The organism is Pseudonocardia sp., from assembly GCF_035305885.1.
Lineage (GTDB): Bacteria > Actinomycetota > Actinomycetes > Mycobacteriales > Pseudonocardiaceae > Pseudonocardia.
In genome coordinates, this window is record NZ_DATGOP010000022.1 from 1 (window position 1) to 26,327 (window position 26,327).

The following is a 26,327-nucleotide window of genomic DNA, read 5'->3' on the forward strand; positions in this document are numbered from 1 at the left end:
TACAGGAGGATCACCGAGTGCTCAGCGCTTTTCGGTCGGCACTGACCACGCCTGACCTGCGGAAGAAGATCCTCTTCACGCTGGGGATCCTCGCGGTGTACCGCATCGGGTGCGCGATCCCGTCGCCCGGGGTGTCCTACCCCAACATCCAGCAGTGCATCGAGCAGGTCGAGCAGAGCGACAACGCGAGCATCTACTCGCTGATCAACCTGTTCTCGGGTGGCGCGCTCCTGCAGCTGTCGATCTTCGCGCTCGGGATCATGCCGTACATCACCGCGAGCATCATCATCCAGCTGCTCACGGTGGTCATCCCGCGCTTCGAGCAGCTCAAGAAGGAAGGGCAGTCCGGTCAGAGCAAGCTGCTCCAGTACGGCCGCTACCTGACCATCGCCCTCGCGATCCTGCAGGCCACCGGTATCGTCGCGCTGGCCGACCGCGGGCAGCTGTTCGCCAACTGCGCCCTGCCGATCATCCCCGACTCCACCGTCTTCACGCTCGTGGTGATCGTGATCGTGATGACGGCGGGCACCGCGCTCATCATGTGGCTCGGCGAGCAGGTGAGCGAGCGCGGCATCGGGAACGGCATGTCGCTGCTGATCTTCACCTCGATCGCGGCGCGCATCCCCGCCGAGGGCGCCAACATCCTCCAGAACGGCGGCCTGATCTTCGCGGGCGTCTGCTTCTTCGGCCTGGCCATCATCGCGAGCGTCGTGTTCGTCGAGCAGGGCCAGCGCCGCATCCCCGTCCAGTACGCCAAGCGGATGGTCGGGCGCCGCATGTACGGCGGCACGTCCACCTACCTGCCGCTGAAGGTCAACCAGGCCGGCGTCATCCCGGTCATCTTCGGCTCGTCCCTGCTGTACCTGCCGGACCTCATCTCCCGGCTGGCCGGTAGCACGGGCTCGTTCGCGCAGTTCGTGCAGACCTATCTCGTCGACCAGTCGAGTTGGGTCCACATCACGCTGTACGTCGCGCTGATCATCTTCTTCACCTACTTCTACGTCGGCATCACGTTCAACCCCGAGGAGCGGGCCGACGACATGAAGAAGTACGGCGGGTTCATCCCCGGGATCCGCCCCGGCAGGCCCACCGCGGAGTACCTGCAGTACGTCCTGTCCCGCATCACGTTGCCCGGCTCCCTGTACCTCGGCATCATCGCCGTGCTGCCGAACTTCTTCCTCGGCATCACCGGCACGGGCCAGAACCAGAACTTCCCCTTCGGGGGCACCGCTGTGCTGATCATGGTCGGAGTTGGCCTCGACACCGTGAAGCAGATCGAGAGCCAGCTCATGCAGCGCAACTACGACGGTTTCCTGCGTTAGCGTCCGTCGGTCGGTTCGGTTCGTCGTCGAGTACAGGAGGTCGGTGTCGCGTGCGTCTTCTCTTGGTCGGTCCACCAGGCGCGGGCAAGGGCACCCAGGCGGTGCGTCTCGCGGAGCGTCTGGACGTCCCGCACATCTCGAGCGGGGACCTGTTCCGCGCCAACCTCAAGCCCGGGGCGGAGACGCCGATCGGGCTCGAGGCGAAGCGGTACATCGATGCGGGTGAGCTGGTGCCCGACAGCGTCACCATCGCGATGATGCGCGATCGCCTCGCCGAGGACGACGCGACCAAGGGCTTCGTCCTCGACGGCTTCCCGCGCAACCTGAGCCAGGCGGGCGCGCTCGACCAGCTGCTCGCCGAGCGCGGCGAGGACATCGACGCGGTCGTCGAGCTGAAGGTGCCGGAGGACGAGCTGGTGCGCCGGCTGCTCGGTCGGGGCCGCACCGACGACACCGAGGACGTCATCCGCCGCCGGCAGCAGGTCTACCGCGAGGAGACCGCGCCGCTGCTGGAGCACTACCGCGACCGGCTCGTGTCGATCGACGCCGTCGGTGCCGTCGAGGAGATCACCGACCGGGTGTCCGACGCGCTGCGGGATCGATGAACGGTGCGGGGCGCCGGGGCGTTCGCGGGCTCATCGCGCGGTGGCGGGGCCGCGACATCGAGCTGAAGACGCCGGGTGAGCTGGACGCGATGCGCGCCGCGGGCGCGCTCGTGGCCCGGACGCTCGCGGCCGTGGCCGAGGCGGCGAAGGCCGGCGTGAGCACGGCCGAGCTGGACGCGCTCGCCGAGCAGACGATCCGGGACGGCGGCGCGATCCCGTCGTTCCTCGGCTACCACGGCTACCCCGCGTCGATCTGCGCCTCGGTGAACGACCAGATCGTGCACGGCATCCCGGCCCCGACCCAGGTCCTCGAGGACGGCGACATCATCTCGGTCGACTGCGGGGCGATCCTGGAGGGCTGGCACGGCGACGCTGCGGTCACCATCCCGATCGGCGCCGTGTCGGCCGCCGACCTCGCCCTGTCGGCCGCCTGCGAGGAGGCGCTGCACGCCGGGATCCGCGCGGTGCGCCCCGGCGGCAGGCTCACCGACATCTCGCACGCCGTGCAGAAGGCGGCCGAGGCCGCGGGCGAGCGCGACGGCGTCCGGTACGGGATCGTCGCCGAGTACGGCGGCCACGGCATCGGCACCGCGATGCACATGGACCCGTTCCTGCCCAACTACGGTGAGCCCGGCCAGGGGCCGCGCCTGGTGCCGGGCATGGCGCTCGCGGTGGAGCCGATGCTCACCGCGGGCGACCCCGAGACCCGGGAGCTCGAGGACGGCTGGACGGTCGTCACCGCCGACGGCAGCCGCGCGGTGCACTGGGAGCACACCGTGGCGATCACCGAGGACGGGCCCCGCATCCTGACGTTGCCGGACTGACCGCAAGGCGGACCCGCAGGTCGGCCTGTATCGGTCGAGTGGCGGGGCGGGGAACGGCCCAGGTCACACTCCCCACCTGGACGGGTGCACGCTGGGCTACGCTCCTGTCTTGTGAATACAGAATCCACAGTACCGCGGCGGACCACCGTCGGGGTGCCGCGCGAGTCTGCCGCCGGAGAGCGCCGGGTCGCCTTGGTGCCGAAGGTCGTCGAGAAGCTCCGCACGCGGGGTGTGGACGTCGTGGTCGAGGCCGGGGCCGGGCTCGGTGCGTTGATCCCCGACGAACTGTTCACGCAGGCGGGGGCCACGATCGGCGATCCGTGGCCGTGCGACGTCGTGGTCAAGGTGAACCCGCCGACGGCCGAGGAGATCGGCAGGCTGCGCGAGGGCGGCACGCTGATCGGCTTCCTCGCGCCGCTGACCTCACCGCAGACGGTCGACGCGCTGGCCGAACGCGGGGTGCAGGCCTTCGCCATGGAGGCGATCCCGCGGATCTCGCGGGCGCAGTCGATGGACGCGCTGTCGTCGCAGGCGAACGTGGCGGGCTACAAGGCCGTGCTGCTCGCCGCGGAGCACTGCACGCGCTACTTCCCGATGCTCACCACGGCGGCGGGCACGGTGAAGCCGGCCACCGCGCTCGTGCTCGGCGTGGGCGTGGCCGGCCTGCAGGCACTCGCCACGGCGAAGCGGCTCGGTGCCCGCACCACCGGTTACGACGTGCGGCCCGAGGTGGCCGACCAGGTGCGCTCGCTGGGTGCGCAGTGGCTCGACCTCGGCATCGAGGCCGTCGGCGAGGGCGGCTACGCCCGCGAGCTCACCGCCGAGGAGCGCGCGCAGCAGCAGAAGCGCCTGGAGGAGGCGATCACGGGCTTCGACGTCGTCATCACCACGGCGAACGTGCCCGGGCGCACCGCCCCCACGCTCGTCACCGCGGCGGCCGTGAAGGGCATGCGGCCCGGCAGCGTCGTGGTCGACCTCGCGGGCGAGAGCGGCGGCAACTGCGAGCTCTCCGAGCCCGGCGAGGTGGTCGTGAAGCACGACGTCACGATCGCCGCGCCGCTCAACCTGCCGGCCACGATGCCCGAGCACGCCTCGGAGCTCTACGCCCGCAACATCTCCGCGCTGCTGGAACTGGTGCTGGACGACGACGGCGCGGTCGCGCCGAACTGGGACGACGAGGTGCTCGCGAAGTCCTGCGTCACCCGCGGGAGGAACTGATGGACACCGGACTGCTCGCCAACCTCGCGATCCTGGTGCTGGCCGGCTTCGTCGGCTTCGCGGTGATCTCGAAGGTGCCCAACACGCTGCACACGCCGCTGATGTCGGGCACGAACGCCATCCACGGCATCGTGCTGCTCGGCGGCCTGATCGTGCTCGGGCACCTGGAGAACCCGTCCGTGGTGGACGCGATCATCCTGGTCGTCGCGATCGCGTTCGGCATGATCAACGTCGTCGGCGGCTTCCTCGTGACCGACCGGATGCTCGGCATGTTCAAGACCAAGCCGCAGGCGCCGGCCGCGGACAAGATCGCGTCGAACGGGAAGGGCCGCTCCTGATGGACGCTCTCGTCGCGATCCTCTACATCATCGCGTTCGCGCTGTTCATCTACGGCCTGATGGGGCTGACCGGCCCGAAGACGGCGGTGCGCGGCAACTGGATCGCCGCGGTCGGCATGGCGATCGCCGTGGGCGCCACGCTCCTGCAGGTGGAGCACAACTGGCTCCTGATCATCATCGGCCTGGTCGTCGGCGCCGCGCTGGGCGTGCCGTCGGCGCGGCAGGTCAAGATGACCGCGATGCCGCAGATGGTGGCGCTGTTCAACGGCGTCGGCGGCGGCGCGGTCGCCCTCATCGCGTGGTCGGAGTTCCGCACGTCCGAGGGCTTCTCCGGCGAGCCGGTCCACGTGATCGTGGCGTCGCTGTTCGCGGCGATCATCGGCTCGGTCTCGTTCTGGGGGTCGCTCATCGCGTTCGGCAAGCTGCAGGAGATCCTGCCCGGGCGCCCGATCGGGCTCGGCAAGGCCCAGCAGCCGGTGAACGGGCTGCTGCTGGTCGGCGCCGTGGCCTGTGCAGTGGTGGCGGGCCTCGGCGGGGCCCCGCAGATCTGGATCATCGGGCTGCTCGTGCTCGCCGCGCTCCTCGGTGTGCTCGTGGTGCTGCCGATCGGCGGCGCCGACATGCCGGTCGTCATCTCCCTGCTCAACGCGCTGACCGGCCTCTCGGCCGCCGCGGCCGGCCTCGCGCTGGACAACACGGCGATGATCGTCGCCGGCATGATCGTCGGCGCGTCCGGCACCATCCTGACCAACCTGATGGCCAAGGCGATGAACCGGTCGATCCCGGCGATCGTCGCGGGCGGGTTCGGCGGTGGCGGCGCGCAGGCGGGCGCGGGCGACGGCGTCGAGCGCACCGTCAAGGCGACGTCCGCGGCCGACGCCGCGATCCAGATGGCCTACGCGTCGCAGGTCATCGTCGTGCCCGGCTACGGCATGGCGGTCGCGCAGGCCCAGCACGCGGTCAAGGAGATGGCCGACCTGCTCGAGGCGAGGGGCGTGGAGGTCAAGTACGCCATCCACCCCGTGGCGGGCCGGATGCCCGGCCACATGAACGTGCTGCTCGCCGAGGCCGACGTCCCCTACGACTCGCTCAAGGAGATGGACGAGATCAACGGGGAGTTCAGCCGCACCGACGTCACGCTCGTGATCGGGGCGAACGACGTCACCAACCCGGCGGCGCGCACCGATCCGAACTCGCCCATCCACGGCATGCCGATCCTCAACGTCGACGAGTCGAAGTCGGTGATCGTGCTCAAGCGCTCGATGAGCAGCGGCTTCGCCGGCATCGACAACCCGCTGTTCTACGCCGACAACACCTCGATGCTCTTCGGCGACGCGAAGAAGAGCGTCACCGAGGTCACCGAGGAGCTCAAGGCGCTCTGACCGGCCCGTGCGTGGTGGCCGCACCCGCGCGGCCACCACGCACGGGTCTCAGAGGCCCACGCGCTCGAGCGCGTCGTCGTAGAGCTCGGTGGCTTCCTTCTCGTCGCGGCCGGACTCCAGCGCGCGCTGGTAGACGGCGATCAGCTCGTCCTGCATCCGCTGGTAGCGGGCGGTCCAGCGCTCGGCGTCGACCCGCCAGTAGCCGATGACGTCGAGCCGGTCGCGGCTCCAGCCGTGGTCGTTGCGCAGGAACTTGCGCACGGCCCGCGCCTCGCTCGCCTCGCCGGCGAACCAGACGTACCCGGGGCCGGGCGGCAGGGCGTGCCCGCGGACCCGCTCGGCCAGCACGCTGGGTGCCACCCCGTTGCCGGTGCCGGTGCTGGCGGTGACGGTGACGCCCGGCACCCGCGGCAGCAGCGCGAGCTCCCGGTCGTCGATGACCTCGACGATGACGTGCGCGGGCACCGCCGGGTCGCGCTCCTCGAGGATCCGGGCGAGCGCGGGGAGCCCGGTGAGGTCGGCCACGAGCAGGTGCCACCGCGCGTCGGCGGCCGGCCGGTACCAGCAGCGCGGCCTGCTGAGCTCCACCTCGTCGCCGGGGGCGGCGCCCCGCGCCCACCGGGCGGCGACACCGCCGTCGTGCACGACGAAGTCGATGGTGAGCTCGGAGCGGGCCGCGTCGTAGGACCGGACGCTGTAGTTGCGGCCGATCGGGTCCGCGGCCGGGTCCGGCCCCCGGAACCAGAGCGCGACCGCCTCGTCCGGCACGCCTGCCGGGACGTAGCCGGCGAGACCGTCGCCGCCGAGGACGATCCGGATCATGTTGGGTCCGAGGGGGCGCACGGACTGCACGCGGGCGGTGAGCAGGTCCAGCTGGGTGCCCATCAGGCCCCCGCGGCGGGCTGGTCGAGAGAGATCACGAGGTAAGGCTAGCCTCACCACGCCCGGCGAGGCCAGGGGGCGGCCCCCGGTGCAGCGCGGCCACCTCCACGCCACGTGTGGCATGGAGGTGGCCGCGCTGCGATCGGGCCGGGGCGCTCAGCAGCAGCGGCTGCCGGGCCTGGGCTCCAGCCCGTCGATCCGGCGGCGCTCGAACTCCCGCCGGGACAGCGGCGGGGTGCCCGCGTGCTCGCGGGCGTGCCGCTCGAGGTAGCGCTCGTACTGCGACTCCCCGGTGAGCTCGCGCAGGTACCAGCGCACGCCCCGCCAGGCCTCGGCGAGCGAGGTCACGACCGCTCCCCGGCCGCCGCCAGCGCCCGCTTCTCCTCGGCCGTGGCGATGAGCCCCGACGGCGCCACGATGGTGGAGGGCACCGCGGGCACCTCGGTGCTGGGCAGCGGCTCGCTCGAGGTGAGCGCGCGGTACCACACCACCACCGCGTTCGCGATCACGATGACGATCAGGGCCGCGAACAGGATCGACAGCACCCCGTCGACCGTGGAGTTCGTCACGACGGCGCGCATGTCGTCCAGGTCCGTCGCGGGGGCGAGCACCTGGCCCTCCTCCAGCGCCGCGGCGTAGCGGTCGCGCTGGGCGAAGAACCCGAGCTTCGGGTCGGCGGAGAAGATCTTCTGCCAGCTCGCCGTCAGCGTGACCGCCGCGTCCCAGGCCAGCGGGACGAGCGTGACCCATGCGTACTTCGCGCGCCCGGTCTTGATCAGGATCGTGGTCGCCACCGTCAGCGCGACGGCCGCCAGCAGCTGGTTGGCGATGCCGAACAGCGGGAAGAGCTGGTTGATGCCGCCGAGCGGGTCGGTGACGCCCGCGTACAGGAAGTAGCCCCACGCCAGCACGACGACGGCGCTGGTGAACCACAGGCCGGGCTTCCAGTTCACGTCCGAGAACGGCTTGTAGACGTTGCCCAGGGTGTCCTGGAGCATGTAGCGCCCCACCCGGGTGCCCGCGTCCACCGTCGTGAGGATGAACAGGGCCTCGAACATGATCGCGAAGTGGTACCAGAACGCCTTGAGGGCGTCGCCGCCGAAGGCGCCGGAGAAGATCTCCGACATGCCGACGGCCAGGGTGGGCGCCCCGCCGGTGCGGGCCACCAGCGTGCTCTCCTGCACCGCGGCGGCGGCCGCGCTGAGCTCCTGCGGCGTGATCTGGAACCCGAGGTTGTTCACCGCCTCCGACGCCGACTCGACCGTGCTGCCGAGCAGGCCCGCGGGCGCGTTCATCGCGAAGTAGAGGCCCGGGTCGAGGATGCAGGCGGCGATCAGCGCCATGACCGCGACGAAGGACTCCATGAGCATCGCGCCGTAGCCGATGAGCCGGACCTGGGACTCCTTCTGGATCAGCTTCGGCGTGGTACCCGACGAGACGAGCGCGTGGAAGCCGGAGAGCGCCCCGCACGCGATCGTGATGAACACGAACGGGAACAGCGACCCGGCGAACACCGGCCCCTCGCCGGAGAACGCGAACCGGGTGAACGCCTCGGTCTGCAGCACGGGGGCGGTGAAGACGACGCCGAGCGCGAGCAGCACGATCGTGCCGATCTTCATGAAGGTCGACAGGTAGTCGCGCGGCGCGAGCAGCATCCACACCGGCAGCACCGAGGCCGCGAAGCCGTAGATCACCAGGCAGATCACCAGCGTGCGCGGGTCGAGGGTGAACGCCTCGGCCCAGCTGGAGTTCTGCACCCAGCCGCCCGCGAGGATCGCGAGCAGCAGCAGCGCCACCCCGATGAGGCTGGTCTCCACCACCCGGCCGGGCCGGATGCTGCGCATGTAGACGCCCATGAACAGCGCGATGGGGATCGTCATCGCGATGGAGAACGTGCCCCACGGCGAGTGCGCGAGCGCGTTCACGACGACCAGCGCCAGCACCGCCAGCAGGATGATCATGATGGCGAACACCGCGATCAGCGCCGCGATGCCGCCGACGACCCCGATCTCGTCGCGGGCCATCTGGCCGAGGCTGCGCCCGTCGCGGCGCATCGAGAAGAACAGCACGACCATGTCCTGCACGGCGCCCGCGAAGATGACGCCGACGATGATCCAGATCGTGCCGGGCAGGTAGCCCATCTGCGCGGCCAGCACCGGACCGACGAGCGGGCCCGCACCCGCGATCGCCGCGAAGTGGTGGCCGAACAGCACGCGCCGGTCCATCGGCTGGAAGTCGGTGCCGTTGTTCACGCGTTCGCCGGGGGTCGCCCGGCTGTCGTCGGCCTGCAGGACGCGCCTGACGATGAACCGCGCGTAGAAGCGGTAGGCGATCGCGTACGACCCCAGTGCGGCCGCCACCAGCCAGATCGCGGAGATGTTCTCCCCGCGGGCCAGGGCGAGCACGCCCCACGCCACCGCACCGACGATGGCGACGGCCGTCCAGATCAGTATCGATCGCGGGTTCATCCGCGACCGCGCTTCGGTCAGCGTCATGCGTTCCCTCCCGGGAGGTGCCCGGGCACGAGCATGTGCAACATCACATCTCCTCGCCTTCCGCGGCGACGTCGCCGCGGTCCGAGCAGTAGTTGCCGACCCCTCGCGCCCGGTTGACAGCCGTCGGAACCTTTTTCCGGTTCCGGCATGGACTTCGGCCGAAGTGCCTGATGAGGTGTGGGGGCCATGGACGAGCCGCTGGCCACCCTCGCGTTCATCGCCGTGCTGGGCGTGACGTCGATGCTGGGGTTCACGGCGCGCTGGTTCCACCGCCGCGACGTCCTGCCGCACCTGGAGGGCTGGGCGCTCGGCGACCGGCGGTTCGGCACCGGGGTCACCTGGTTCCTGCTCGGCGGCTCGATCTTCACCGCCTACACGTTCGCCGCGGTGCCCGGACTCGCCTACGGCACCGGCGCGCTGGGCTTCTTCCCGCTGACCTACACGGTGATCCTCTGCCCGGTGCTGTTCGTGCTGCTGCCCAGGCTGTGGGCGGCGGCCCGGCGGACGGGCGCGGTGACCGTCGCCGACTACGTGCGGGTCCGCTACGACTCGCCCGCGCTCATGCTCGTGGTCGCGCTCACCGGGGTGCTCGCGACCATGCCCTACATCGCGCTGCAGCTGCTCGGCGTGCGCGCGGTGCTCGCCGCCGGCGGGCTCTACCCGGAGGGGCTCGCGGGCGACCTCGCCCTCACCGCCGTCTTCGCGGTGCTCGCCGGGGCCACGTTCCGCAGCGGGCTGCGCGTCCCCGCGGTGATCTCCCTGGTCAAGGGCGTGCTGATCTTCGGGGTGGCGTTCGGGGTGCTGGCCGTGGCGGTCGGCCGCCTCGGCGGGTTCGCCACCGTGTTCGCCCGGGCGGAGCGCGAGCTGCACGACGCGGGCGGGGGCGGGGCCCTGCTGCTCGACCCGGCCCTGCACCCGGCGTTCGCCACCCTCGCCCTCGGATCGGCCCTCGCCCTGCCGATGTACCCCCACGTGCTCACGGCGGCGTTCGCCGCGGAGAGCCCGGACGCGCTGCGGCGCAGCACCGTCGCCATGCCCGCGTGGACGTTCGTGCTCGGCCTGTTCGGGCTGCTCGGCGTGGCCGCGCTGGCCGCGGGCGTCGTGGCGCCGGTGGGCAACGCGGAGGTCGCCGTCCCGCTCCTGGTGCGCGACGTGCTGCCGGAGCTCGCGAGCGGCGCGGTGTTCGGCGCGCTCGCCGTCGGCGCGCTCGTGCCCGCCGCGGTGATGTCGGTGGCCGTGGCGGCGCTGTTCACCCGCAACGTCTACGCCGAGTTCTTCCTGCCGCACGCCACGCCGAAGCACGAGGTGCGGGTGGCGCGCTGGGTGTCGCTGCTGGCGAAGGTGGCCGCGCTCGCGTTCGTGTTCGGCCTGCGCGAGCAGGACGCCATCAACCTCCAGCTGCTCGGCGGCATCTGGATCCTGCAGACGTTCCCGATCGTCGCGGTGGGGCTGTTCACCGGCTGGTGGCACCGCTCGGCGCTGCTCGCCGGGTGGGCGGCCGGGATGGTCGTGGGTACCGTGCTGGCCGTCGCGGGCGGCTTCACGTCGGTGGTGGCGATCGGGCCCGTCCTGCTCTACGTCGCCGTGGTCGCGCTCGCGGTGAACCTCGCCGTGGCGGCCCTGCTCACGCCGGTGTTCACGAGGCGCGCGGAGGTGGTGCCGTGACGGAGACCGGGACCCGGCCGCGCGGGGCCGCAGCGCGCACCGGGACCGACTCGGACCGGGAGGCGGCCATCGCCGAGCTGTTCGAGATCCACCACCTGCCGCTGGTGCGGCTGGCGGTGCTGCTGGGCGCCGACGACGCCGAGGACGTCGTCGCGGAGGCCTTCTACCAGCTCTACCGCCGGTGGCCGCGGCTGCGCTCACCGGAGGCGGCCGCCACGTACCTGCGCTCGGTGGTGGTGAACCTGACGCGGATGCGCATCCGGCACCTGCAGGTGGTGCGCAAGCACGCGGCGCGCTCGGGCGACGAGCAGGGGCACGTCGCCTCCGGCGAGGAGAGCGCCGTGCTCCGGGAGGACCAGAAAGCGCTGGTGGACGCGGTGCGCGCGCTACCAGCACGGCAGCGGGAGGCGTTGGTGTTGCGGTACTGGCTCGATCTGCGCGAGAGTGAGATCGCCGACGCGATGGGCATCTCGCCGGGATCGGTCAAGGTGCACGTCTCCCGCGGGATGGCCGCCCTGTCGCGGGTGCTCGAGGAGCGCAAATGAGCACGCCCGGTGCCGACGAGCGGTTGCGCGAGGCGCTCGACGCCCTCGCCTCGGGCGTGCGCGTCGACCCGGACGCCTACCGGCGGGCCAGCGCGGGCTGGCGGCGGCGGTACCGGCGCAGGCGGCTCGTGCTCGCGATCCTCGCCGCCCTGGTGTTCGCCGCGGCGGACGCGGTCGGGCTGTGGGCGCTCAGCCAGGCCGACCCGAACACCCACGTGATCTTCTCCGACCCGGCGCACCGCCCCGAGGCGCCCGCGCAGGTGGACCGCATCGGGCAGCCCTGAGCTGCTCGGAGCGGCCGGCCCGCCTCCAGCACGGCGAGCGACTCGTCGAGGTCGGCCGCGGGGCGCCGGGTCGGATCGGCCCCGGGGGCGAGGAACACCCGCACGGCCACGCCGAGCACCAGCGCCGGTGAGCGCGCACCGCCACGTCGTGCTCGAGCCGGGCAGCGCGGTCGGCCTCCGGCGCTCGGCGGACGTCCGCGCCACCGCCTCGCGGGGAGCAGCGGAAGACCGTGCTCGGTGACACCTCCGCCGCGTCGGCGATCCGCTCGACGGTGGTAGTGGGCCGGCGTGAGAGGCTCGGCCGTCGGACCGGGGGTGTTCATGACCGCGTACCTGCACCACACCGGGCACGTCGTGCGCGACATCGCGGCGGCCGCCGCCTGCTACCGGCGGCTCGGGTTCGCGGTGCCCGCGCCCGAGTTCCCGGCGCTCCCGCCCGCCCCGGGGCGGCCGCCGCGGGCCGTCGGGGCCGGCAACACCCACGTGCAGCTGGGCCGCGGCTTCGTCGAGCTGGTCACCGTCGTCGACGGCGACGGCCCGCCCGCGGACGCCGTCGTGGTGCCGTTGGACGTGCCGCTGGGCGCGGCGGAGCGGGTCTCGGCGGGCATCGCCGCCACAGCGGCCCGGCTGTCGTCCGCGCTCGCCCGGTTCGAGGGCCTGCACATCCTCGTGCTCGGGACGTCCGATGCCGACGCGACGGCCGCGCGGCTCACGGCCGGCGGCGTCCCGCACGGCGGGGTGCAGCGGGTGCACCGCCCGGGCCCCGCGGGAGGCGTGCCGGTGCCGATCGGTTGGCTGGAGCTCGACCCGGACGCCCCCGAGGGCCGGCTCGCGGTCGCGGAGGACCTCGCCGGGGCCGGGCGCGCCGACCACCCGAACGGGGCCCTCGAGCTGGTGGAGGTGCTCCTGTGCGTCCCCGACGACGAGCTCGCCGCGCACACCCGCCGGTACCGGCGCTACCTCGACCGCCCCGCGCGGGATGAGGGCCCGCTGCGCTCGTTCGAGCTGGACAGCGGGCGCATCACGCTCGTCGCGGCGTCCGGGGTGGACGGCGTGCTACCCGGCGAGCGGCCCCCGGCGCTCCCGGCGTTCGCGGGCTACGTGGTGACGGTGCGCCGGCCCGACGACGTCCGCGCGCTCGTGGCCGGCGCGGGGTTCCCGCTGCGGACGACCCCGGCCGGGGATCTCTTCGTGCCGGCCGCGGCCGCGCACGGGGCGGCGGTCGTCTTCCGGGCGGCGTGATCGACCGGGTCAGGCGACCCGCCAGGTGACGCCGTGCGGGGCGAGGGCGTCGAGGAACGAGGCCGCGTCGAACGCCTGGGCCGGCGCGAGCGCCCCTGCCGGGGCGCCACCGGCGGCGAGCCGGCACGCGGCTTCGACGGCGATCACCGCGGTGAGGCCGTAGGGGTCCGCCCCACCTGCCCAGCCGCGGGCCCGCCGCCCGCCGCCGTCGGTCGCCTCGACCAGCATCAGCCAGCGGCTGCCGCTGCGCGCCCGCGCGTCCAGCACCTCGGGCACGGAGTCGACCGCGTCCGGGGTCAGCGCGGTGAACAGCCGCGCCACCTCGGCCCGGATGCCGGCGCGCACGCGCCGCGCGCGGACGTGCCGGGGCACGGTGACCACGCCGGGCAGCGGGAACGGGGTCAGGACGACCTCCTCGGCCTCACCGGGAACGCCGATCCGGCGCTCTCCGGCCGCCGCCGGGCGCCACGCGCCGTCCGCGTACTCGAGCGGGACGGCGTCGGTCGCGGCGACCATCGAGCGGGCGGTCCCCCGGGAGGCGGCGCCGGGCGGACGCGCGTCGGCGACCAGCAGGTCGGCGACGTCGGTGAGCCGGCCAGCGGTCAGGTGCGCGATCAGGTCACCGGGCCCGCCGTCGTCGGCCATGGCCGGGACGACGCTCACCCCGGCCCGTTCCGCGGCCGGGCCCGCGGTGTCGAGCACGTGCTTGATCCAGCCCTGCTCCCCGGCGGTGTCCACGTAGTGGCAGCCGGCCGCGAGCGCCGCCCGCAGCACCGGCTCGCCCCAGAGCGTGAACGGGCCGACCGCACTGACCACGGCGTCGCAGTCGGCGAAGGCGGCGGGGAGCGCGGCCGGGTCGTCCAGGGTCGCGACCCGGACCTCGGCGTCGGCCACGCCTGCGGCGACGGCCGCCTTGCGCAGCCGGTCCCCGTTGCGGCCCACGAGCACGGGGGACAGGCCCCTGCGGCGCGCCTCGCCCGTGACCAGGCCCCCGGTGAAGCCGCTCGCGCCGAAGACGGCGAGCTTCATGTCGTTCCCCTTCCGTCGGTCGGGGCCGACGCTAGGGACGGCGGGCCCGGCGGCCCATGTCCCAGGGTCCGGTGGTGATGCCCGATCGTCTCGCCCCGGCCCGCGGCCGCCGTACGCTCGAGGCGTGGACGTGCTGAGCGACGTCATCGCCGCCATGCGCACCGGGCGGCCGCACGCCTCGCGCACCGAGCCGGCGGCACCGTGGGGCATCCGGTTCCCCGCGCACGACGCCGCCGGGTTCCACGCGGTCCTCGAGGGCGGTGGCGTCGTCATCCCCGCGGACGGGGAACCGGTGCCGGTCGGGCCGGGCGACGTGGTGTTCCTGCCCCACGGGCGCGGCCACGCCATCGCCGACACCCCGACCACGCCGCTGGTCGAGTTCGGCCGGCCCGGCATCGGCGCGGGGAACGGGCCGCGCACGCGGATGCTGTGCGGGGCCTACGAGCTCGACCGGTTCCGCCCGCACCCGCTGGTCGCGCAGCTGCCCGAGGTCGTGCACCTGCGGTCGGCGCGGCACCCCGCCCTGCGCGGCGCGCTCGACCTGCTCGCCGCCGAGGGCGGCGGCGCCCCCGGCGCGGCCGCGGCGACGTCGGCGCTGCTCGACCTGCTGCTCGTGTACCTGGTGCGCGCCTGGTACGACGAGCAGCCCACCGCGGCGACCGGCTGGAGCGCGGCGTTGGCCGACCCCGCTGTCGCGGAGGCGCTGCGCGCCATCCACAGCCACCCCGAGCGGCCGTGGACGGTCCGGTCGCTCGCGGCGTTGAGCGGGCTGTCCCGCGCGCCGTTCGCCCGCCGGTTCACCGAGACCGTCGGCTCGCCCCCGTTGACCTACCTCACCTGGTGGCGGATGACGACGGCCGTGCGGCTGCTGCGCGGGTCCGACCGCCCGCTGCGGGCCGTCGCGGCGCGGGTCGGCTACGCCTCCGAGTTCGCGTTCGCGAAGGCGTTCAAGCGTGAGTTCGGGGTGTCGCCGGGCCGGTACCGCGAGCGGGCCGGGGCGCCCGTTGCAGCTACTGCGGCTGCGACCTGAGCCGGCGCGCGAGCGCCCGCACGTCGGCGACCGGCCCGAGGTGGCGCAGCTTGTCCGGGTTGATGACCGAGCGGATGGTCTGCACGGCGCCGTCGGCCACGTCGAGCACGAAGACGTTGGTGATGCACCCGTCCGGGTCGCGCAGGATCGCCCCCGGCTGGCTGTTGATCTGGCGCAGCTCCAGGCGGATGCCCAGCTCGCGGATCTGGCGGCCCACCGCGCCGAGCAGGCGCGACACCTTCTCGACGCCCGCGATCGGCCGCATCCACTGCGGGACCTTGCCGCCCCCGTCGCCGTAGACGACGACGTCGGCGGCCAACATGTCGACGAGCTCGTCGACGTCACCGCCCGTGACGGCGGCGAAGAACCGCTCGGCGAGCTGCCGCTGCTCCGCACGCGAGGCGTCGAACCGCCGCCTGCTCTCCTCGAGGTGCCTGCGGGCGCGGGTGGCGAGCTGGCGGGTGTTCGCCTCGCTCTTGCCGACGATGCGGGCCACCTCGTCGTAGCCGTAGCCGAACACGTCGTGGAGCAGGAACACCGCCCGCTCGACCGGGTTGAGCCGCTCCAGCACCAGCAGGAACGCCATCGACAGCGAGTCGGACTGCTCCGCGTGCGCCGCGGGGTCGTCCTCGCCGCCGTCGGTGAGCAGCGGCTCGGGCAGCCACTGCCCGACGTAGGACTCGCGGCGCACGCGGGCCGAGCGGAGGTGGTCGATCGCCAGCCGCGTCGTCACCGCCGACAGGTACGCCCGCGTCGACTCGACCCGTGTTCCGTCCGCGAGCGCCCGCTGGTGGCGCAGGTAGGCCTCCTGCACCACGTCCTCGGCGTCGCTCACCGAGCCGAGCATCCGATAGGCGATCGAGAACAGCAGCGGTCGCAGCGCCTGCGGCTCCTCGTCGGGCTCGGTCACGGGGCGGCACCCACCGCGTCGGTCAGCGCGTGCCGGAACCCGTCGCGCCAGCTGCTCCAGCGCGGCCGCCAATCCAGCTCGCGCTTCGCCTTCGCGTTGGACGCGCCGCGGCCCTCGGTCATCCAGCGCACGACGACCTCCCCGGCCAGCGGCCGCGCGAGCCACACCGGCACGCGCCGCGGCGGCTTCGCGCCGACCGCGGCGGCCAGGTGCGGCAGCCACTCCGCCACCGGCGCCGGGTCGTCGTCGACGACGTTGTACAGGCCCGCGCTGCCCCGCTCCACGGCCGCGACGGTAGCGGCCGCGGCGTCGTCGAGGTGGATGAACGACCACACGCCGCTGCCGCTGCCCACGATCGGCATCCCGCGCTTGCGGATCAGCTCGACCATCGGCTCCGACGCGCCCGGCCCGTAGAAGGTGCCGTACCGCAGCACGATGCCGGTGAGCGGCGCCTCGGTCACCGCGCGCTCGAGGAACCGGATCGCGGCCATGCTCTCCCGCTGCGCGGCGGCGGGCTCGGGGTCGAGCGGGTCGTCCTCGGTCTTGACCGGGCCGCCGGTGCGGGCGTTCGGCCACCCGGTGAAGCTCTGCGCGACGACCCTCTCCGCACCGCTCGCCTGCGCCGCGGCCAGCAGGTGCCGGGTGCCCGCCGTGCGCAGCTCGTTGGTGGTGGCGAACCAGCGGTCGAAATGCCGCAGGTCCGGCGCCGCGGCGAGCGCGGTCATCTGGTGCACGATCACGTCGGACCGTGCCTCGGCGACCGCGCGCCCGACGGCGACCCCGTCCAGCCCGTCCACCACCGCGGGTCGCGCCCCGAGCGCGGCGAGCTCTCCCGCCTTGTCCGCGCTGCGGGTCGTCGCGGTCACCTCGTGCCCCCGCGCGAGCAGCTGCGGCACCAGCCGCCTGCCCAGCGCACCCGTTCCTCCTGCCACGAAGACGCGCATCCGTCCCTCCTCGTCCCTCGTCCCGTCGCCACCTCGGACGAGGAAGCGGGGGAGCCGGTGACAGTGGCGCGCGTCGCACCCTCAGGCCGCGTGCGTGGCCTGAGGGTGCTCCGGTTCCTCCGGGGCGTCGAGGGGATGGGCGACCTCGTCGGCGGGCAGCCGCCAGCCGACCAGCGCGGCGACGGCGAGGAACACCGGGATCATCCCGGCCAGCACGAACGTGGTCGGCACGCCGATCCGCTCGCCGACCGGGCCCGCCACGGCCATCGAGACCGGCATCAGGGCGAGCGAGACGAAGAAGTCGAGACTCGAGACGCGGCCGAGCAGGTGCGGCGGGACGCGGCGCTGCAGCAGCGTGCCCCAGATGACCATCGCCACCGCGCCGGTGACGCCGACGACGAACGAGGCGGCGGCCATGATCCACAACCGGGTGGTGAGGCCGATCAGGGTGAGTGGCAGGGCGCCCGCCCCCCACAGCAGCAGCATCGCCGTGAGGTACCGCCGCGGCAGCCGCCACGAGGCCACGAGCAGCGACCCGGCCGCACCTCCGAGCCCGAACGCGCCGAGCACCAGCGCGAAGCTGCCCGCGCCGCCGCCGGTCTGCTCCCGCACCGCGAACGGCAGCAGCACCTCGATCGGGCCCATCAGCACGAGGACGTACAGCGAGGCGAAGGCCAGCGTGGCGAACAGCCACCCGGTGCGGAACAGGTAGCGGAACCCCTCGGCGAGGTCGCCGAGCACCGAGCTGCGCCCGGCCGCGGGCGGCACCGCGATCCGGCGCATCGCCACGAGCGAGACCGCGGCGAGCGCGTAGACGGCCCCCGCGGCGAGCAGCGCGGCGCTGGGCGCGAACGCCCCGACCAGCGCGCCCGCGGTCGCCGGGCCGAGCGCGTGCTGGGCTACCGGGCGCAGGGTGCCCTCGACGCCGTTCGCGGCGAGCAGCTCGTCGGCGGGCAGGAGCGCGGGCAGGATCGCCGAGTAGGCCGGGAAGAAGAAGGCCTCGGCGGCCCCGAGCACGAACGAGATGACCGCGAGGTGCCACAGCTGCAGCGCCCCCGTGACGGCGAGCGCGCCCGCGGTGGTGGCCGCGGCGACCCGCACGCCCTCCACGCCGAGCAGCAGGGCCCGCTTGGGCAGCCGGTCGGCCGCGACCCCGCCGCCGAGCACGCTGACCAGCAGGCCCGTGGCCGCGGCCGTGGCCACCAGCGAGAGCTCGGTCGGGCCGCCGCCGAGCGCGATGACCTGGTAGACGCTCGCCACGATCCACAGCCCGCTCGCGAAGAGCGAGGCCGCGATCGAGGCGACCAGCAGCCGGTAGTCGCGGTGGCGGAACGGTCGCAGCGGCCGGGGGAGCCGGGCGCTGCCGGGGTGCTGTGCGGACATCACCGTTCCACTCGACCTCGTGAACCTGGGTTGAGGTCAAGGACGGTAACGTGGGGGACCGACGGGGAGCTCTCGATTTCCGCAGCGCAGCCGCACCCCCGTGTGCGGGGCACCGCGCAACGGTCGTACACTGGGTTTTCGGCGCGCCTACTGGCGCCGGTTCCGTCGTGCCTCCCGCACCTCACGGTCCCGGAGCAGCGACGTGCCCGAGTACGAACGAAGAGTACGTCCACCTGTCACGGAACGCGGAGGACATGGCCAAGAAGGACGGGGCGATCGAGGTCGAGGGCCGGGTCGTCGAGCCCCTGCCGAACGCGATGTTCCGCGTGGAGCTGGAGAACGGACACCGGGTCCTCGCACACATCAGCGGCAAGATGCGTCAGCACTACATCCGGATCCTCCCCGAGGACCGGGTGGTGGTCGAGCTGTCGCCGTACGACCTGACCCGCGGCCGCATCGTCTACCGCTACAAGTGACGATCTGAACCAACGAGAAGAGCGACGGACGTGAAGGTCCAGCCGAGCGTCAAGAAGATCTGCGACAAGTGCAGGGTGATCCGCCGCCACGGGCGGGTCATGGTGATCTGCGAGAACCTGCGCCACAAGCAGCGCCAGGGCTGATCGCCCCAACCTGACCGCGCACGAAGAGGAACCCAGCGCGCCTACCGCGCCACACGGGCGCCAGTACCCCCGGAACCAGGCCGGGGCCCGGGAGCGAGCCACCCGGGATGGGCGCTGGGAAGACCTGGGACGACAAGAGGAGTACCCCGCCGCATGGCACGTCTAGCGGGCGTCGACCTCCCCCGCGACAAGCGGATGGAGATCGCGCTGACGTACATCTACGGGATCGGGCGCACCCGGTCCAAGGAGATCCTGCAGGCCACCGGCATCAGCCCGGACCTGCGCTCGCGGGACCTCACGGACGAGGACATCGCCGCCCTCCGCGAGTACATCGAGAACAACTACCGCGTCGAGGGCGACCTGCGCCGCGAGGTGCAGGCCGACATCCGTCGCAAGATCGAGATCGGCTGCTACCAGGGAATCAGGCACCGCCGGGGCCTGCCGGTGCGCGGCCAGCGCACCAAGACCAATGCCCGCAGCCGCAAGGGTCCGAAGAAGACCGTGGCCGGCAAGAAGAAGGCAGGTAAGAAGTAATGCCGCCCCGCAGCCGCGCTGCGGCCGGGCCGAAGAAGGTCCGCCGCAAGGAGAAGAAGAACGTCGCCGTGGGCCAGGCCCACATCAAGAGCACGTTCAACAACACGATCGTCTCGATCACCGACCCCAACGGTGCCGTGATCGCGTGGGCGTCCGCGGGCCACGTCGGGTTCAAGGGCTCGCGCAAGTCCACGCCGTTCGCGGCCCAGATGGCCGCCGAGAACGCCGCGCGCAAGGCCGCCGAGCACGGCATGAAGAAGGTGGACGTGTTCGTGAAGGGCCCCGGTTCCGGCCGGGAGACCGCGATCCGTTCGCTGCAGGCCGCCGGCCTCGAGGTCGGCACGATCTCCGACGTCACGCCGCAGCCGCACAACGGCTGCCGTCCGCCCAAGCGGCGCCGGGTCTAGGGGAGGGAGGAACGAACATGGCTCGTTACACCGGCCCCATGACGCGCAAGTCGCGCCGGCTGAAGGTGGACCTCGTCGGCGGTGACCAGGCGTTCGAGCGCCGTCCCTACCCGCCCGGCCAGCACGGCCGGATCCGGGTCAAGGAGACCGAGTACCTCCTGCAGATGCAGGAGAAGCAGAAGGCCCGCTACGCGTACGGCGTGCTGGAGAAGCAGTTCCGCCGCTACTACGACGAGGCCAACCGCCGTCCCGGCAAGACCGGTGACAACCTGCTGCAGATCCTCGAGTCCCGGCTCGACAACGTCGTGTACCGGGCGGGCCTCGCCCGCACGCGGCGCATGGCCCGGCAGCTGGTGAGCCACGGCCACTTCCTCGTCAACGGCGAGAAGGTCAACATCCCCAGCTACCGCGTCGCGCAGTACGACATCATCGACGTGCGGCCCAAGTCGCTGAACATGGACCCGTTCATCATCGCCAAGGAGACCCTCGGCGATCGTCCGGTCCCGGCTTGGCTGCAGGTCGTTCCCTCGAACCTGCGGATCCTGGTGCACCAGCTCCCCGAGCGGGCCCAGATCGACACGCAGGTCAACGAGCAGCTCATCGTCGAGCTCTACTCCAAGTAGCGCTCGGCACCCCCCGGCCCCGCAGGGTGGGGCCGGGGGTTCACCGCGGCATCAAATAGCGGTTGCCGCGGGTGCTAAGGAGGCACGAACCCCATGCTGATCTCTCAGCGACCCACCCTGACCGAGGAAACGGTCACGGACACCCGTTCCCGGTTCGTCATCGAGCCGCTGGAGCCCGGTTTCGGCTACACGCTGGGCAACTCGCTCCGGCGCACGCTGCTCTCCTCCATCCCCGGCGCTGCGGTCACGAGCATCCGCATCGACGGCGTCCTGCACGAGTTCACCACCGTGCCCGGGGTCAAGGAGGACGTCACCGACATCATCCTGAACCTCAAGGAGCTGGTGATCAGCTCCGAGGAGGACGAGCCGGTCACGATGTACCTGCGCAAGCAGGGCCCCGGCACCGTCACCGCGGGCGACATCGTGCCGCCGGCCGGCGTCACCGTGCACAACCCGGACCTGCACATCGCCACCCTGAACGACAAGGGCCGCCTCGAGGTCGAGCTCGTCGTCGAGCGGGGCCGCGGCTACGTGCCGGCCCAGCAGAACAAGGCCACCGGCGCCGAGATCGGCCGCATCCCGGTCGACTCGATCTACTCGCCGGTGCTCAAGGTGACCTACAAGGTCGAGGCCACCCGCGTCGAGCAGCGCACCGACTTCGACAAGCTGGTGCTCGACGTCGAGACCAAGCCCTCGATCACCCCGCGGGACGCGCTGGCCTCGGCCGGCAAGACCCTCGTCGAGCTGTTCGGGCTCGCGCGCGAGCTCAACGTCGACGCCGAGGGCATCGAGATCGGCCCGTCGCCGCAGGAGGCCGACACCATCGCGGCCTACGCGATGCCGATCGAGGAGCTGGACCTCACCGTCCGCTCCTACAACTGCCTCAAGCGCGAGGGCATCCACACCGTGGGCGAGCTGGTGGGCCGCAGCGAGGCCGACCTGCTCGACATCCGCAACTTCGGCGCCAAGTCGATCGACGAGGTCAAGATGAAGCTCGCCGGCCTCGGCCTGTCGCTGAAGGACAGCCCGCCCGGATTCGACCCGTCGGCCGCGGCTGCCGAGTACGGGTCCGAGACCCCATCGTTCGACCCCGACCGCTACGGGGACGACGGCCAGGACTACGCAGAAACGGAGCAGCTGTAGCCATGCCTCAGCCCACCAAGGGCCCCCGCCTCGGCGGGTCGCCCGCGCACCAGCGGCTGATCCTGGCCAACCTGGCCACGGCGCTCTTCGAGCACGGTCGGATCACCACCACCGAGGCGAAGGCGCGCCGGCTGCGGCCCTACGCGGAGCGGCTGATCACCAAGGCGAAGCGGGGCGACCTGCACAACCGCCGCGAGATCCTCAAGGTGATCCGGCGCAAGGACGTCGTGCACCGCCTCATCGAGGAGATCGGCCCGTTCTTCGCCGACCGCAACGGTGGCTACACGCGGATCACGAAGACGCTGCCGCGCAAGGGCGACAACGCCCCCATGGCGGTGATCGAGCTGGTCTCGCAGAAGACCGTCACCGACGAGGCCGAGCGCGCCCGCCGGGTCGCCGCGTCGCAGCAGCAGAAGGCCGCTGCCCCGGCGGCGGCCGAGGAGTCCGCCCCCGCCGAGGAGAAGGCCGCCGAGGCCACCGAGGCCACGGAGACGGCCGAGGCCGTCGAGGAGAGCGCCTCCACCGAGGAGGCGCCGTACGGCGAGGGCAGCCACGCCCCGCTGGACGACCCGAACGAGGCCCCGGACGGCTTCCCGATCAAGGGCAACGAGGACTCGAAGCTGTACCACGAGCCCGGGTCGGCGCACTACGACCGCACCGTGGCCGAGGTCTGGTTCGCCACGCCCGAGGCCGCCGAGGCCGCGGGCTTCCGGCGGGCCGGTGACCAGAGCGAGGACGCCGACTCCGAGGAGTCTTGATCGCGCAGCAGTACCCCGTCGAGCCCGCCGCCCCCCGGGGCGGCGGGCTCGACGGCGTTGCGGCCCGGTGCCGCTACCGGCTCGACATCTCCTACGACGGCACCGACTTCTCCGGCTGGGCGCGCCAGCCCGGCCGGCGCACCGTCTGCGGGGTGCTGGAGGAGGCGCTCGGCATCGTCCTGCGGGACGAGGTGGCGCTCACCGTCGCGGGCCGCACGGACGCGGGCGTGCACGCCACCGGCCAGGTCGCCCACGCCGACCTCGCGGCGGATCTGGACACCGGGTGGCTGGTGCGCAGGCTCGCCCGGCTGCTGCCGCCCGACGTGCGCGTCCGGGCGGTGACGCCGGTGCCGGACGAGTTCGACGCCCGGTTCTCCGCGCTGCGCCGCCACTACCGCTACCGGGTCGCGACGGCCCCGTACGGCGCGGAGCCGCTGCGCGCCCGCGACACCCTCTCCTGGCCGCACCCGCTCGACCTCGACGCCGTCCGGGCCGCCTCCGAGCGGCTGCTCGGCGAGCACGACTTCGCCGCGTTCTGCAAGCGGCGCGAGGGCGCCACCACGGTGCGCGCGTTGCAGGAGTTCAGCTGGACCCGGGACGCCGACGGGGTGGTGGAGGCCGCCGTGGCCGCCGACGCGTTCTGCCACTCGATGGTGCGCAGCCTGGTGGGCGCCCTGCTGGAGGTGGGGCGCGGCCGGCGCCCGGTCTCGTGGCCCGCGGGCCTGCTCGCGCGCTCCGAGCGCGCCAACGAGGTGCCGGTGGCGCCCGCGCACGGCCTGACCCTGGTGGCGGTGGACTACCCGCCGCCCGGCGAGCTCGCCGCCCGAGCGGCCGAGACGCGGCGGTTGCGCGTCCTCCCGCACTGAGCGGGTGGGACCGAACGGGCGGCGGCCCGGGTCAGCGGTGATTTCCCGGGCGGGCGTTCACACGGCGTGGCGCACCACGTACCGTGATCCTCGGCTCGATCCACTCACCCGTTGGGTTGAGTCGCAGCCGTTGCGCCGCCACCGAACGGAGACGCCTTGACGACGACGCCTCACGTCCGGCTCGGGAACCCGGACCGCACCGCCGCCCACCGCCGTGGCGTCTCCCCCGACCGCGGCCCGCGCGCCGCGCACCACGCACCGCAGCGGACCGTCACCGAGGAGCAGGTCGAGCAGGCCGTGCGCCAGCTGCGGGAACGGCCCGGCCGGCCCGCGGCCGAGCAGATGCAGGCCGTGCTGCGGGCCCTCGACCTCACGGTCGTGCGCTCCAGCGAACATCGCGGTTAACGAACGCGCCGGGCCGTTGCGATGGCGGGCACCCGCGGTCGAGAGTGATCACGTGAGCGCTGATCCACCACCCGCTGCCACCGCCGCCGACCGCAATTACGGCGATCGGGTGGTGGCCGTCGAACCGGGTGGGAACGAACCCATCCCCGCCTCGGAGCGGCACGGCCGGCCCCGCCAGCTGTTCTGGACCTGGACCTCGCCCAACCTCGAGTTCGCCACCGTCTTCGTCGGTGTGCTGTCCGTGTCGGCGTTCGGGCTGACCTTCCCGCAGGCGGTCGCGGCCATCCTGCTCGGGAACGGGATCTCCGCGCTCGCCCACGGGGCGCTGTCGGCGCGGGCACCCTCGATCGGGGTGCCGCAGATGGTCCTGGGCCGGGCGGCGTTCGGGTACCGGGGCAACGCCGTGCCGTGCACGCTGATGACGATCACGTCCGGCTTCGGCTGGTTCGCCGTCAACAGCGTGAGCGCCGCGTTCGCGCTGGCGTCGCTCACCGGCCTGCCCGCCGCGGCCTGGCTGGTGGTCGTCGTGCTGGTGCAGATGGGCGTCGCCTTCTTCGGGCACAACCTCGTGCAGGCGTTCGAACGGTTCGCGTTCCCGGTGCTCGCGGTCGTGTTCGCGGTGGGCGCGGTGATCGTGCTCGCCCGGTCTGACCCCGGCTACCTGCCCGAGGGCGGCGGCACCGGGGGCCTCGGCGGCTTCCTGCTCACCGTCGGGGCGGTCGTCGGCTACACGGCGGGCTGGAGCCCGTACGCCGCCGACTACGCCCGTTACCTGCCGGAGGGCTCGTCGCGCGTGCGCACGGGGCTCTCCGCGGCGCTGGGCCTGTTCACCTCCACGAGCGCCCTGATGATCGTCGGGGCCGCGTCGGTCAGCGCCACCGCCGCGGTGGGCATCGCGTCCGACAACCCCACCACCGCGTTCGTCGGCGTGCTGCCCGGCGTGCTCGCGGCGCTCACACTGCTGGCGATCGCGCTCGGTGCGGTCGCGGCGAACGTGCTGAACATCTACTCGGGCGCGATGGCGTTCCTCACCCTCGGCGTCGACGTACCGCTGCGCTGGGCGCGCGCCGTCGTCGCGCTCGCGTTCGGCGCGGTCGGGTTCGTGATCGCGCTCATCGCGCTGGCCGACGCCGCGCACAGCTACGAGGCGTTCCTGCTCGTCATCGTGTACTGGATCGGGCCGTGGCTCGGGGTGGTGCTCACCGACCAGTTCCTACGCCGCGGCAGGCCGCCGGTCGGGCTGCTCTACGACCGCGGCTACCGCAACCACGCGGGCGTCGCGGCGCTCGTCGTCGGCATCGTCGTCTCCGTGCCGCTGTTCTCCAACCAGGCGCTGTTCACCGGGCTGGTGCCCACGCTCGTGCCGGGCGTCGGCGACGTGACGTTCCTCGTCGGCTTCGCGCTGGCGGCCGCGGTGTACGCGCTGCTGTTCCCGCGTCTTGCGGGCCGCACCCCGGGGGCCGCAGAGTGACGGCCGTGGCTTCCGATCCCGCCGCCCTGCTCGACGTCGCCCTCGAGGAGGCGAAGGCCGGCCTCGCCGAGGGCGGCATCCCCATCGGCGCGGCCTTGTTCGCCGCCGACGGCACCCTGCTCGGGCGCGGGCACAACCGACGCGTCCAGGACGGCGACCCGTCGATGCACGCCGAGACCGCGGCCTTCCGGGCGGCGGGGCGGCAGCGGGACTACCGCAACACGATCATGGTCACCACGCTCTCGCCGTGCTGGTACTGCTCCGGGCTCGTGCGCCAGTTCGGGATCGGCGCGGTGGTGATCGGTGAGGCCCGCACGTTCTCCGGCGGCCACGACTGGCTCGCCGAACACGGCGTGCGGATCACGCTGCTGGACGACGAGCGGTGCGTGGCCCTCATGACCGACTTCATCGCCGCCCGTCCGGAGCTCTGGTACGAGGACATCGGAGAGGTCCCCTCATGATTCCGACCATCGATCTCGCCGCGTGGCGCGCCGGTGACCCGGCGACCGGCCCGACCGTCGACGAGGCCCTGCAGCGGGCCGGTTTCCTGCTGGCGGCGGGGCACGGCGTGCCCGACGAGCTCCGGGCCGAGGTGCGGGCCGCGGCACGGCGGTTCTTCGCGCTGCCGACAGAGGTCAAACAGAAGTACTCCGTGCGGATCGGGGGCCGCGGCTGGCTCGCCCCCGGCGTGGAGGCCAACGGCAACGTCGAGGGCGTGGAGACCCCGCCGGACCTCAAGGAGTCGTTCGCGGTCGGGCCGGAGACGCCCACCGGCGACCCCGAGGTCGACGCGGTGTGGTTCCCGCCGAACGTGTGGCCCGACGAGGTGCCGGAGCTGCGCGACGCGGTCCGCCGCTACGTCGCGGAGATGACGAGGGTGTCGCGCGAGCTGCTGGAGCTGTGCGCCGACGCGCTCGGCCTGCCGCGCGACGCGCTGACCCGGCTCGCGACGAACCCCACCTGGACGTTCAACATCAACCGCTACCCGCCGCTCACCGAGGTCGGCCCGCCGGAGCCCGGCCAGTTCCGGATCGGCGCGCACACCGACTTCGGCACGGTCACCGTGCTCGACCGCGAGCCGGGCGCCGGTGGGCTCCAGGTCGACGTCGACGCCTCGGGCTGGGTGGACGCCCCGTACGACCCGGCCGCGTTCACCATCAACATCGGTGACCTCCTCGCCCACTGGACCGGGCTGCGCTGGCGGTCGGGCAGGCACCGCGTGCTGCCGCCCCAGGAGGCCGCGCCGGACGAGGAGCTGATCTCGCTCGTGTTCTTCTTCGAGCTCGACCACGACGCGCTGGTCACCCCGCTCGCGCCGCCGTTGGGTCGGCGGGCGGACCTGGAGCCGGTGGTGTCGGCGCCGTTCCTGCGGGAGCGCCTGGACGCGATCTCGGTCGGGTAG

Annotated in this window: 30 protein-coding genes; 23 read left to right on the forward strand and 7 right to left on the reverse strand. The window is 73.0% G+C overall.

The annotated features are described in order from the left end of the window. The first annotated feature begins 17 nt into the window (after nt 1-17). The 6 genes from secY to VKZ81_RS03675 all read left to right on the forward strand — a co-directional run bounded on the left by secY (nt 18) and on the right by VKZ81_RS03675 (nt 5,689). A complete protein-coding gene (gene secY / locus VKZ81_RS03650) occupies nt 18-1,322 on the forward strand; it encodes a preprotein translocase subunit SecY (RefSeq protein ID WP_324239956.1) in 1,305 nt (434 codons plus the stop codon). A gap of 50 nt (nt 1,323-1,372) precedes the next feature. Beyond that, entirely contained in the window at nt 1,373-1,927 is a 555-nt protein-coding gene (locus VKZ81_RS03655; RefSeq protein WP_324239957.1) for an adenylate kinase, read from the forward strand. Then, on the forward strand, nt 1,924-2,751 hold the full coding sequence (gene map, locus VKZ81_RS03660; RefSeq protein ID WP_324239958.1) for a type I methionyl aminopeptidase: 828 nt from the start codon (nt 1,924-1,926) through the stop codon (nt 2,749-2,751). Before VKZ81_RS03655 ends, map begins: the two co-directional genes overlap by 4 nt. Before the next feature lie 111 nt (nt 2,752-2,862). After that, nucleotides 2,863-3,969, forward strand: a complete 1,107-nt coding sequence (locus VKZ81_RS03665) for a Re/Si-specific NAD(P)(+) transhydrogenase subunit alpha (protein WP_324239959.1) — start codon at nt 2,863-2,865, stop codon at nt 3,967-3,969. Further along, a complete protein-coding gene (locus VKZ81_RS03670) occupies nt 3,969-4,307 on the forward strand; it encodes an NAD(P) transhydrogenase subunit alpha part 2 (protein ID WP_324239960.1) in 339 nt (112 codons plus the stop codon). The genes VKZ81_RS03665 and VKZ81_RS03670 overlap by 1 nt, the downstream gene beginning before the upstream one ends. Further along, the gene (locus VKZ81_RS03675) at nt 4,307-5,689 is read left to right on the forward strand and encodes an NAD(P)(+) transhydrogenase (Re/Si-specific) subunit beta (RefSeq protein WP_324239961.1); all 1,383 of its coding nucleotides are present in this window, start codon (nt 4,307-4,309) and stop codon (nt 5,687-5,689) included. The genes VKZ81_RS03670 and VKZ81_RS03675 overlap by 1 nt, the downstream gene beginning before the upstream one ends. Before the next feature lie 48 nt (nt 5,690-5,737). Here VKZ81_RS03675 and VKZ81_RS03680 read toward each other — a convergent pair whose 3' ends face one another. From VKZ81_RS03680 to VKZ81_RS03690, 3 genes are all read right to left on the reverse strand, one after another. Next, complete coding sequence (locus VKZ81_RS03680; RefSeq protein WP_324239962.1) at nt 5,738-6,574, reverse strand: siderophore-interacting protein; 837 nt, start codon at nt 6,572-6,574, stop codon at nt 5,738-5,740. Between the two features lie 153 nt (nt 6,575-6,727). Then, complete coding sequence (locus tag VKZ81_RS03685) at nt 6,728-6,919, reverse strand: YbdD/YjiX family protein (RefSeq protein ID WP_324239963.1); 192 nt, start codon at nt 6,917-6,919, stop codon at nt 6,728-6,730. Beyond that, nucleotides 6,916-9,066, reverse strand: coding sequence for a carbon starvation CstA family protein (locus VKZ81_RS03690; RefSeq protein ID WP_324239964.1), 2,151 nt, complete (start codon nt 9,064-9,066; stop codon nt 6,916-6,918). Before VKZ81_RS03690 ends, VKZ81_RS03685 begins: the two co-directional genes overlap by 4 nt. Nucleotides 9,067-9,252: 186 nt before the next feature. On the opposite strand from VKZ81_RS03690, the gene VKZ81_RS03695 reads away from it, so the two are divergent. The 4 genes from VKZ81_RS03695 (at nt 9,253) to VKZ81_RS03710 (ending at nt 12,802) form a co-directional block, all read left to right on the forward strand. After that, entirely contained in the window at nt 9,253-10,731 is a 1,479-nt protein-coding gene (locus VKZ81_RS03695; RefSeq protein ID WP_324239965.1) for a sodium:solute symporter family protein, read from the forward strand. Further along, the gene (locus VKZ81_RS03700; RefSeq protein ID WP_324239966.1) at nt 10,728-11,276 is read left to right on the forward strand and encodes an RNA polymerase sigma factor; all 549 of its coding nucleotides are present in this window, start codon (nt 10,728-10,730) and stop codon (nt 11,274-11,276) included. The genes VKZ81_RS03695 and VKZ81_RS03700 overlap by 4 nt, the downstream gene beginning before the upstream one ends. Next, nucleotides 11,273-11,560 (forward strand): hypothetical protein, encoded by a 288-nt coding sequence (locus VKZ81_RS03705; RefSeq protein WP_324239967.1) that lies wholly within the window; start codon nt 11,273-11,275, stop codon nt 11,558-11,560. The genes VKZ81_RS03700 and VKZ81_RS03705 overlap by 4 nt, the downstream gene beginning before the upstream one ends. Nucleotides 11,561-11,881: 321 nt before the next feature. After that, nucleotides 11,882-12,802 (forward strand): VOC family protein, encoded by a 921-nt coding sequence (locus tag VKZ81_RS03710; protein WP_324239968.1) that lies wholly within the window; start codon nt 11,882-11,884, stop codon nt 12,800-12,802. A 9-nt stretch (nt 12,803-12,811) separates the two neighbouring features. Here the strand turns inward: VKZ81_RS03710 and VKZ81_RS03715 are convergent, their stop codons facing one another. After that, nucleotides 12,812-13,831 (reverse strand): saccharopine dehydrogenase family protein, encoded by a 1,020-nt coding sequence (locus VKZ81_RS03715; RefSeq protein ID WP_324239969.1) that lies wholly within the window; start codon nt 13,829-13,831, stop codon nt 12,812-12,814. 124 nt (nt 13,832-13,955) lie between these two features. On the opposite strand from VKZ81_RS03715, the gene VKZ81_RS03720 reads away from it, so the two are divergent. Beyond that, a complete protein-coding gene (locus tag VKZ81_RS03720) occupies nt 13,956-14,861 on the forward strand; it encodes an AraC family transcriptional regulator (protein WP_324239970.1) in 906 nt (301 codons plus the stop codon). Here VKZ81_RS03720 and VKZ81_RS03725 read toward each other — a convergent pair. The 3 genes from VKZ81_RS03725 to VKZ81_RS03735 all read right to left on the reverse strand — a co-directional run bounded on the left by VKZ81_RS03725 (nt 14,842) and on the right by VKZ81_RS03735 (nt 18,098). After that, nucleotides 14,842-15,771, reverse strand: a complete 930-nt coding sequence (locus VKZ81_RS03725) for an RNA polymerase sigma-70 factor (protein ID WP_324239971.1) — start codon at nt 15,769-15,771, stop codon at nt 14,842-14,844. The two genes, VKZ81_RS03720 and VKZ81_RS03725, sit on opposite strands and share 20 nt — an antisense overlap. Continuing rightward, nucleotides 15,768-16,715: an NAD-dependent epimerase/dehydratase family protein gene (locus tag VKZ81_RS03730; protein WP_324239972.1), complete on the reverse strand. Its 948-nt coding sequence runs from the start codon at nt 16,713-16,715 to the stop codon at nt 15,768-15,770. The genes VKZ81_RS03725 and VKZ81_RS03730 overlap by 4 nt, the downstream gene beginning before the upstream one ends. A gap of 81 nt (nt 16,716-16,796) precedes the next feature. Beyond that, nucleotides 16,797-18,098 (reverse strand): MFS transporter, encoded by a 1,302-nt coding sequence (locus tag VKZ81_RS03735; RefSeq protein ID WP_324239973.1) that lies wholly within the window; start codon nt 18,096-18,098, stop codon nt 16,797-16,799. Nucleotides 18,099-18,352: 254 nt separating this feature from the next. Between VKZ81_RS03735 and infA the strand changes: the two genes are divergently transcribed. The 12 genes from infA to VKZ81_RS03795 all read left to right on the forward strand — a co-directional run bounded on the left by infA (nt 18,353) and on the right by VKZ81_RS03795 (nt 26,327). Continuing rightward, nucleotides 18,353-18,574 carry a translation initiation factor IF-1 gene (gene infA, locus VKZ81_RS03740; protein WP_028929190.1) on the forward strand — a complete coding sequence of 74 codons (222 nt, stop codon included), beginning with the start codon at nt 18,353-18,355 and terminating at the stop codon, nt 18,572-18,574. Between the two features lie 30 nt (nt 18,575-18,604). Then, nucleotides 18,605-18,718, forward strand: a complete 114-nt coding sequence (rpmJ, locus tag VKZ81_RS03745) for a 50S ribosomal protein L36 (RefSeq protein ID WP_214402186.1) — start codon at nt 18,605-18,607, stop codon at nt 18,716-18,718. A gap of 153 nt (nt 18,719-18,871) precedes the next feature. Beyond that, the gene (gene rpsM, locus VKZ81_RS03750; RefSeq protein WP_324239974.1) at nt 18,872-19,252 is read left to right on the forward strand and encodes a 30S ribosomal protein S13; all 381 of its coding nucleotides are present in this window, start codon (nt 18,872-18,874) and stop codon (nt 19,250-19,252) included. After that, entirely contained in the window at nt 19,252-19,659 is a 408-nt protein-coding gene (gene rpsK, locus VKZ81_RS03755; RefSeq protein ID WP_142106596.1) for a 30S ribosomal protein S11, read from the forward strand. The genes rpsM and rpsK overlap by 1 nt, the downstream gene beginning before the upstream one ends. Before the next feature lie 17 nt (nt 19,660-19,676). Continuing rightward, nucleotides 19,677-20,282, forward strand: coding sequence for a 30S ribosomal protein S4 (rpsD, locus tag VKZ81_RS03760; protein ID WP_324239975.1), 606 nt, complete (start codon nt 19,677-19,679; stop codon nt 20,280-20,282). Between the two features lie 93 nt (nt 20,283-20,375). Further along, nucleotides 20,376-21,425, forward strand: a complete 1,050-nt coding sequence (locus VKZ81_RS03765) for a DNA-directed RNA polymerase subunit alpha (RefSeq protein WP_324239976.1) — start codon at nt 20,376-20,378, stop codon at nt 21,423-21,425. 2 nt (nt 21,426-21,427) lie between these two features. After that, nucleotides 21,428-22,183: a 50S ribosomal protein L17, sunset domain variant gene (gene rplQ, locus VKZ81_RS03770; protein WP_491723608.1), complete on the forward strand. Its 756-nt coding sequence runs from the start codon at nt 21,428-21,430 to the stop codon at nt 22,181-22,183. Next, nucleotides 22,180-23,049 carry a tRNA pseudouridine(38-40) synthase TruA gene (gene truA / locus VKZ81_RS03775; RefSeq protein WP_324239977.1) on the forward strand — a complete coding sequence of 290 codons (870 nt, stop codon included), beginning with the start codon at nt 22,180-22,182 and terminating at the stop codon, nt 23,047-23,049. Before rplQ ends, truA begins: the two co-directional genes overlap by 4 nt. Nucleotides 23,050-23,205: 156 nt before the next feature. Further along, on the forward strand, nt 23,206-23,454 hold the full coding sequence (locus VKZ81_RS03780; RefSeq protein ID WP_324239978.1) for a hypothetical protein: 249 nt from the start codon (nt 23,206-23,208) through the stop codon (nt 23,452-23,454). Nucleotides 23,455-23,506: 52 nt separating this feature from the next. Beyond that, nucleotides 23,507-24,925: a purine-cytosine permease family protein gene (locus VKZ81_RS03785; RefSeq protein ID WP_324239979.1), complete on the forward strand. Its 1,419-nt coding sequence runs from the start codon at nt 23,507-23,509 to the stop codon at nt 24,923-24,925. A 5-nt stretch (nt 24,926-24,930) separates the two neighbouring features. Further along, nucleotides 24,931-25,386: a nucleoside deaminase gene (locus VKZ81_RS03790; RefSeq protein ID WP_324239980.1), complete on the forward strand. Its 456-nt coding sequence runs from the start codon at nt 24,931-24,933 to the stop codon at nt 25,384-25,386. Then, entirely contained in the window at nt 25,383-26,327 is a 945-nt protein-coding gene (locus VKZ81_RS03795; protein WP_324239981.1) for an isopenicillin N synthase family dioxygenase, read from the forward strand. Before VKZ81_RS03790 ends, VKZ81_RS03795 begins: the two co-directional genes overlap by 4 nt.